Origin of the sequence: Streptomyces sp. NPDC025273 (assembly GCF_040638585.1) — a bacterium.
Lineage (GTDB): Bacteria > Actinomycetota > Actinomycetes > Streptomycetales > Streptomycetaceae > Streptomyces > Streptomyces cinereorectus.
This window is the reverse complement of sequence record NZ_JBEZYP010000030.1, coordinates 36971-44594: the sequence shown is the minus strand read 5'-3', so window position 1 is coordinate 44594 and position 7624 is coordinate 36971. Positions and strand designations below refer to the sequence as shown.

The following is a 7624-nucleotide window of genomic DNA, read 5'->3' as shown; positions in this document are numbered from 1 at the left end:
GTTGGATCTGCCGGGTCTGGTGGCGCGTCCGGTGGATGGTGAGGGTGGTGCGGCGAAGTTCGATCTGGGGTTCAACTTCGTCGAGCGCACGGATCTGGACGGCGCCCCGGCCGGCATCGAAGTCACCGTGGACTTCAGTGCGGACCTGTTCGACGAGAGCACGGTCCAGCACATCGGAGAGCGGCTCGTCCGCCTCCTCACGGCCGGCACCGCCGACCCGGCGAGGCCGCTCAGCCGCATCGACATCCTCGACCCGGCCGAGCGTGAACAGCTGCTGACCGGGTGGAACGACACCGGGCGGGCGCTGGAGCTGCCGGCGGCGACGGTCCCGGGACCCGAGCCGGAGACGATCGCCGGGCTGTTCGCGGCCCAGGCGGCGCGGACCCCCGACGCGCCCGCGATCGTGGCCGAGGACGCATGCCTCACCTACGCGGAACTGGACGAGCGCTCGGCCGCGCTGGCCGCGCTCCTCGCCGCCCGCGGGGTCCGCCGTGGTGACACCGTCGCCGTGGCCGTTCCCCGCTCCGCCGGCCTGACCGTAGCCCTCCTGGCCGCGATCAGGGCGGGCGCCGCCTACCTGCCGGTCGAGCTGGACTATCCGGCCGAGCGGGTCGCCCACATGCTGGCCGACGCGGCCCCGGCCGTCGTGGTCACCACGAGCGGCGCGCGGGGCAGCCTTCCCGAGGGCACCGCGGAAAAGCTCCTCGTGCTCGACGAGCCCGGTACGCGGGAGGAGGCGGCCGCCCTGAGCGGCACCGCCGACCTGCCCGGACCGCTGCCGGACTCCCCGGCCTACGTCATCTACACCTCCGGCTCGACCGGCCTCCCCAAGGGGGTCGTCGTCCCGCACCGGGGCATCGTGAACCGCCTGCTGTGGATGCAGGACGCCTACCGCATCGGCCCGGACGACCGGGTCCTGCAGAAGACCCCGTCCGGATTCGACGTATCGGTGTGGGAGTTCTTCTGGCCGCTGGTGACCGGGGCGGTCCAGGTCGTCGCGAAGCCCGGCGGGCACCGCGACCCGGCCTACCTGGCACGCCTGATCCAGGACGCCGACGTGACGACCGCGCACTTCGTGCCGTCCATGCTGGAGGTGTTCCTCGCGGAGCCGGAGGCCGCGCGCTGCACCGGGCTGCGCCGGGTGCTGTGCAGTGGCGAGGCACTGCCCACCGGACTGCGCACACGCTTCCGGGCGCTGCTCCCGGCCGGCCTGCACAACCTCTACGGGCCGACCGAGGCGTCGGTGGACGTGACCGCGTGGGACTGCGCCGAGGACTCCGCCGCCGCGGTGGTCCCGATCGGCAGGCCTGTCTGGAACACCAGGACCTATGTCCTGGATCCCGCGCTCGCACCGGTTCCGGCCGGCAGCCCCGGTGAGCTGTACCTGGGCGGGGTCCAGCTGGCGCACGGCTACCTCGGCCGTGCGGCGCTGACCGCCGAGCGGTTCGTGGCGGACCCCTACGGCCCGCCCGGATCCCGGCTGTACCGCACCGGTGACCTGGCCAGGATCACCGCGGACGGTGTCCTCGAGTTCCTCGGCCGCACCGACGACCAGGTGAAGATCCGCGGCCAGCGCGTCGAGCTGGGCGAGATCGAGCACGCCCTCGCCCGGCACCCGCTGGTGGGCAGTGCGGTCGTCGCCGTCCGCACCTCGCCCTCGGGGGTCACGCTCGCCGCGTACGTCACGGCCGCCGGACCGGCGGGGCTCCCGGACGCGGCCGCGCTGCGCGACCACCTGACCGGTGTGCTGCCCGGCCACATGGTGCCCGCCCACTACACGGCCATCGACGCCGTCCCGGTCACGCCCAACGGGAAGGTCGACAAGAAGGCGCTGCCCGAGCCGGAGCTGCTGGAGCGCGAGCCCGGCCGCGCCCCGCGCGACGCGACCGAGACGGCGCTCTGCGAGGTCTTCGCCGAGCTGCTCGGACACAGCACCGTGAGCATCGACGACAACTTCTTCGAGCTCGGCGGCCACTCGCTGCTCGCCACCCGGCTCATCAGCATGGTCCGCGACCGGCTGGGTGCCGTGATGTCGGTGGTGACGATCTTCGAGGCCCCGACGGTCGCGGCGCTGGCCGTCCGTCTCGCCGAGGCGGACGGGGCGGGACCGCTGAGCCGGCTGCTGCCGCTGCGCTCCGGCGGCACCGGGACACCCGTCTTCTGCGTACACCCGCTCGGCGGGCTCAGCTGGCCCTACGCCGGGCTCGCCGAGCACCTCCCGGCGGACGTCGGGCTCTACGGGCTGCAGTCGGCCGGCCTCGAAGACGACGAGCCGCTGCCCGCGACCGTCGAGGAGATGGCCGCCGACTACGTGGCCCGTATCCGCACGGTGCAGGCACAGGGCCCCTACCGGCTGCTCGGCTGGTCGCTCGGCGGCCGGGTCGCGCACGCCATGGCCGGACTCCTGGAGTCCGCCGGGCAGGAGGTCGAACTGCTCGCCCTGCTGGACGCCTACCCGCGTACGGAGGCGGAGCCGGCCGCGTCCTTCTCCGAACAGGACTTCCTGCAGGGGATCCTGGCCGCGATCGGCATCGAGGCCGCCGAGCTCGACGGCCCCGTGGAGTTCGACCGGGTGATGGCCGCGATGCGCGCCTCCGGCAAGGAGCTCGCCGGGCTCACCGAGAAGCAACTGCGGCGCCTGCAGCGGGTGATGGCCAACAGCTTCCGGGTCGAGTCCGGCTCCGTCACCGGCCGCTGCCGGGCGGACGCGGTGATGTTCGCCGCGACCGTCGAACCGGCGGGCGAGCCGGGCGACTGGCTGAACCACCTCGACGGCGACCTGGAGATCCACGCCGTGGCCGCCGCGCACAACGACCTGATGCGGCCGCAGCCGCTCGCCCAGATCGGCGCGGTCCTGGCCAAGAAGCTGGCCCGCACCGAGCCCGCGGACCGCGCGTGACGCCCGAACGGCGCCCGTCCGACAGCAGAAAGAGGATTTGAGATGGCACGAGCAATGGTTCTCTGTGTTCCGTTCGCCGGTGCGGGGGCTTCGGTCTTCCGCCCGTGGGTCCCGCTCTGCGAGGACCGCTTCGACCTGGCGGCCGTCCAGCTGCCCGGCCGCGAGCAGCGCTTCGCCGAGGAGCCCTACCAGGACGTGGCGGTGGCCGTGGAAGGGCTGATGCCCGAGGTGCTGGAACGGGTCTCCGGCGCGGGACCGGTCGTGCTCTTCGGGCACAGCCTCGGCGCGGTCCTCTCCTACGAGATCGCGCACCGGCTGGCCGCGACCGACGGGGTCGACCTGGCCGCGCTCGTGGTCAGCGGCTCGCCCGGCCCGTGGACCCGCCGGGAGAACGGCGCGAGCGGCCTGGACGACGACCAGTTCCTCGAAAGGGTGCGGGAGTTCGCCGGCTACCGGCACGAGGCGCTCGAGGACCCGGAGATGCGCGAGCTGCTGCTCCCCTCGCTGCGGGCCGACGTCGAGATGCACGAGAGCTACCTCGCCCTGTCGGACACCCCGCTGCCGGTGCCGATCACATCGGTGCGCGGCACCACCGACACCCTCGTCAGCCCCGAGCAGGCCATGGAGTGGGGCAAGGCCACCGACAAGCGGTTCGACCTCGTGGAGGTCGAGGGCGGCCACATGTACCTGGTCGACAACACCGAGGCCCTGATCCGGGTGCTCGCGGACGTCTGCCCCGGATGAGTCCGGCGGGCGAGTCCGCCGACCGCCCCCAACGTTAAGGAGACTTGGTGCGCCTGCAAGGAAAGACCGTCATCGTGACGGGAGCCGCGCGCGGTGTCGGCCGTGCCTGTGCGCTGGCGTTCGGCCGGGAGGGCGCCGACCTGGCGCTGCTCGACGTGTGCGGCGACATCGAGGGCGTGCCCTACCCGCTCGGCACCGCCAGCCAGCTCGCGCACACGGCTGAGCTGTGCCGTCAGGAAGGCGCGGCCGTCCTCACGGCGGAGGCCGACATCCGTGACCGTGCCGCCCTGCGGGCCGCCGTCGACCGGACCCTCGAACGGTTCGGCCGGGTGGACGTGCTCCTCAACAACGCGGGCATCGTCGCGCCGTCGGGGAAGCCGGCCCACGAGGTCGGCGAGGAGGAGTGGCAGGTCATGCTCGACATCAACCTGTCCGGCGCCTGGCGGATGACCTCCGTCGTCGGCCCCCTGCTGCTCGCCCAGCGGGCCGGCAGCATCATCAACGTGGCCTCCACCGCCGGCCTCGTCGGCTACCGGAACTTCGCCGGGTACGCCGCGTCCAAGCACGGGCTCATCGGCCTGACCAAGGCGACCGCGCTCGACTACGCGCCGCTGAAGGTGCGCGTCAACGCCCTGTGCCCCGGCTCGATCCGGGACGACAGCCGGGCGGAGGGGCGGATGCTCGGGGAGATCGCCAGGGCGCTCGATCTCCCGGTCTCCGAGAGCGAGGAGACCTTCGTCCAGTCGCAGCCCATGAACGCGCTGATCGAGCCGGAGGACGTAGCCGGGGCAGCCCTCTGGCTGGCCTCCGACGAGTCCGTTCAGGTGACCGGCTCCGTGCTCACCGTCGACGGTGGCTTCACCGCCCGGTGAGGCACCGCAACCACGTCAAGGGAACCAGTCGTGTCGATCTCTGAACAGGACGCCGTCGCAGCTCTCACCCCGGCCCGGCGTACCGTCGTCCCCTCCCGGGACCGGATCCGGGAGAGCGGCCGGGAAGCACCCGGCGCGGTGTGCCACGCGCTGAGCGCACGGATCACCGGGCCGGTGCGTCCGGGCGTACGGGACGAGCTGGCGGGCCGCTTCTCCGAGCGGGCCGCCGAGCTGGTGGCCGCCGGCCCGGCGGCGGATCTCTTCCCCGGAGCCGCGACACTGTGGCCGCAGGCGGTGCCGTGCCGCTCCGACTCCTCCGACGCGGCGCGCTGGCGTACGCGGGAGCTCGCCCGGCCGCTGGTCGCCCACCGGGACCCGGCGGTGCGCGGGGTGCTGCTGACCTACGCCGACGGCGTGGCCGATCTGGTCGTGGTCGCCCACCGCGCCGCGCTCGGCGCCTCGGCCCTGCGCCGGTTCGCCGGCGAGGTGCTCGGCCGCACACCCGCGCCGGACACCGAGGCCGTCACCCCGGACACGGCGTCCGGCGCCCCGGACGCCGCCGCGCAGGCCGCCCGACTCGCCGACTGCGGGTTCGACGACCGGCCGGACTGGGGGCTGGGCCGGCCGCACGGTCCCGACACCCCGGAGACCCGGACGCTGCCGTTGCCGGCCGGCCACCCCGCCGGCGACACGGAGAGCTGGACGGCCGCCCTCGGACTCGTCCTCGCGCGCTACGAAGGACTCACCCGGCCCCTCGTCCCGGCGCTGGTCACCGACACCGCCGACCCGCGGGCCGTCGAGGGCATCGCGCTGATCCCCGTCGAAGCCGGCCCGGCGCACACGCTCGGCACCGTGGACAAGAGTCTCCGCGCCGCCCTCGCCGCCGGCCCCGTCTGGTACACCGACGCCCTTCGGCGCGAACTCGTCGCCGCCGGACGGGACGGCGAGGCGTTCCCCGCCGTGGGGATCGTCGCCGTGGGTCACGGCCCTGCGCGGGTCTCCGGCACGGAGGCCTACCTGCCGTTCCAGCGAGCCCCGTTCCCGGTGACGGTCTCCGTGACCCGCGACACCGGGGGTGGCCTCGTGCTGCGCTGCGACCACACGCCGCGGCTGCTGCACGCGGACGTCGCCGACCGGCTGCTCGGACATGTGTCACGGGTCCACCGGGCGCTCGTGGAGTCGCCCGACACCCCGGTCGCCGACGTCGCGCTGATGGACGAGGACGAGCTGGCCGGTACGGCGGAACTCGGCCGGCCCGCCGGCCCGCCGTGGTTCGAACCGGAGCGGATCGACGTGGCCGTCGCCGCCATCGCGGAGTCCCGTCCCGACGCCGTCGCCGTGTCCTTCGAGTCCACCCGGCTCAGTTACCGCGAGCTCGACGGCCGCGCCGACCGGCTCGCCCACGCGCTGCGCGGGCTCGGGGTCGCCGACGGCGACCGGGTCGGGGTCTGCCTGGAACGGTCCGCCGAGCTCGTCGTCACGCTGCTCGCCGTGCTCAAGGCGGGTGCCACCTACGTACCCATGGACCCGGCCTACCCGCAGGAGCGGCTGGCGTACACGACCGCGGACGCGGAGCTCGCCACGGTCGTCACCGACCGTGCGGACTTCCCCGGCGGCGACGGCGTCCGCGTCATCGGTACGGCGGAACTCGCCGCGCTCGCCCCCGGGACGTGCGACGGCCCGCCCTCCTCGGCGACCGGCCCGCACGATCCCGCGTACGTCATCTACACCTCCGGGTCGACCGGCCGTCCCAAGGGCGTCGTCATCCCGCACGTGAACGTGCTGAGCCTGATGGCCGCCACGCTGGAGGACTTCGCACTCGGCTCCGACGACGTCTGGACGCTGTTCCATTCCAGCGCCTTCGACTTCTCGGTCTGGGAGATCTGGGGCTGCCTGCTCACCGGCGGGCGCCTGGTCGTCGTGCCCTACTGGGTGTCGCGCTCCTCCGAGGAGTTCCACCGGCTGCTGGTCCAGGAGCGGGTCTCCGTGCTCAGCCAGACCCCGTCCGCCTTCGCCCACCTGATGGACGTCGAACGGGACGGCGCCGAACCCGCCCCCGTACGGCTGGTGGTCTTCGGCGGGGAGGGGCTCGAACCCCGCATGCTGCTGCCCTGGTTCGACCGGCACCCGGAGTCCGCGTGCCGGGTGGTCAACATGTACGGCATCACCGAGACGACCGTGCACGTGACCGCGCAGACCGTCACCCGGGCCGAGGCGCTCACGGGGTCGAAGTCCGTCGGCCACGCCCTGCCCGGCTGGTGGGTGCGGGTCGCCGACCCGGAGGGCAGGCCGCTGCCCGTCGGCGTCGCCGGAGAGATCTACGTCGGCGGGGCCGGTGTCGCCGCGCACTACCTCAACAAGCCCGACCTCGACGAACAGCGCTTCCTCACCGACCCGCGCACCGGGGAACGCATGTACCGCAGCGGCGACAAGGGCAGACTGCTGCCCGACGGCCGGCTGGAGCACCTCGGCCGGCTGGACAGCCAGGTCAAGCTGCGCGGCTTCCGCATCGAGCTCGACGAGATCCGGGCCGTACTGATGGACGACCCGCAGGTCGGCGCCGCCGCCGTCGTCCTCAACAGGACCGATCCGGACGACCCGGCGACCGCCCAGCTCGACGCGTACGTGGTGCTGGAGGGAGACGACACCGCCGGGGTACGGCAGCGCGCCGCCAGGTACCTCCCCGAGTACATGGTTCCCTCGACCGTCACCCCGCTCGACAGGATGCCGCTCACCCCGAACGGCAAGCTCGACGCGCACAAGCTGCCCCGGCCCGCGCCCGCGCCCGTGAGCGCGCCCGCACCGGCGGCAGCGCCCGCGCCGGTGAGCGGTGCGGAGCCGGCCGTTCCTCAGGACGAGTTCACCTCGACCCTCCTGGAGGTGTGGCAGGAGGTGCTCGGCGTTCCCGTGGGCCCCGACGACAACTTCTTCGACCTCGGCGGCAACTCGCTGCTGGCCATGCGCGTCGGCGCGGCACTGCGCCGGCGCGGGGCCGCCACCGTTCCCATGCGCGACCTGTACATGTCCCCGACGATCCGTCAGCTGGCCGCCGGGCGCGCGTGAACCGCGCACCCGCGAGCACGAAGCGCCCCGTTCCGAAAGATGGAAG

The 7624-nt window shown here is 73.7% G+C and carries 4 protein-coding genes; all 4 read left to right on the top strand.

Translation table 11 applies throughout. From position 1 onward, the window contains the following. Positions 1–2899 (top strand): amino acid adenylation domain-containing protein (locus tag AB0F38_RS30320; RefSeq protein ID WP_361900254.1); only part of this gene is annotated, 2899 nt, incomplete at its 5' end. Between the two features lie 42 nt (positions 2900–2941). Next, positions 2942–3643 (top strand): alpha/beta fold hydrolase, encoded by a 702-nt coding sequence (locus AB0F38_RS30315; RefSeq protein ID WP_361900251.1) that lies wholly within the window; start codon positions 2942–2944, stop codon positions 3641–3643. 47 nt (positions 3644–3690) lie between these two features. Continuing rightward, positions 3691–4515 (top strand): SDR family oxidoreductase, encoded by an 825-nt coding sequence (locus AB0F38_RS30310; RefSeq protein WP_361900248.1) that lies wholly within the window; start codon positions 3691–3693, stop codon positions 4513–4515. 30 nt (positions 4516–4545) lie between these two features. Next, positions 4546–7578 carry an amino acid adenylation domain-containing protein gene (locus AB0F38_RS30305; RefSeq protein ID WP_361900245.1) on the top strand — a complete coding sequence of 1011 codons (3033 nt, stop codon included), beginning with the start codon at positions 4546–4548 and terminating at the stop codon, positions 7576–7578. Positions 7579–7624 lie beyond the last annotated feature (46 nt).

What these genes read in the sequence shown, in the direction of transcription:
- AB0F38_RS30315 (WP_361900251.1), top strand. Translation starts at nt 2,942, where the DNA reads ATGGCACGAGCAATGGTTCTCTGTGTTCCGTTCGCCGGTGCGGGGGCT.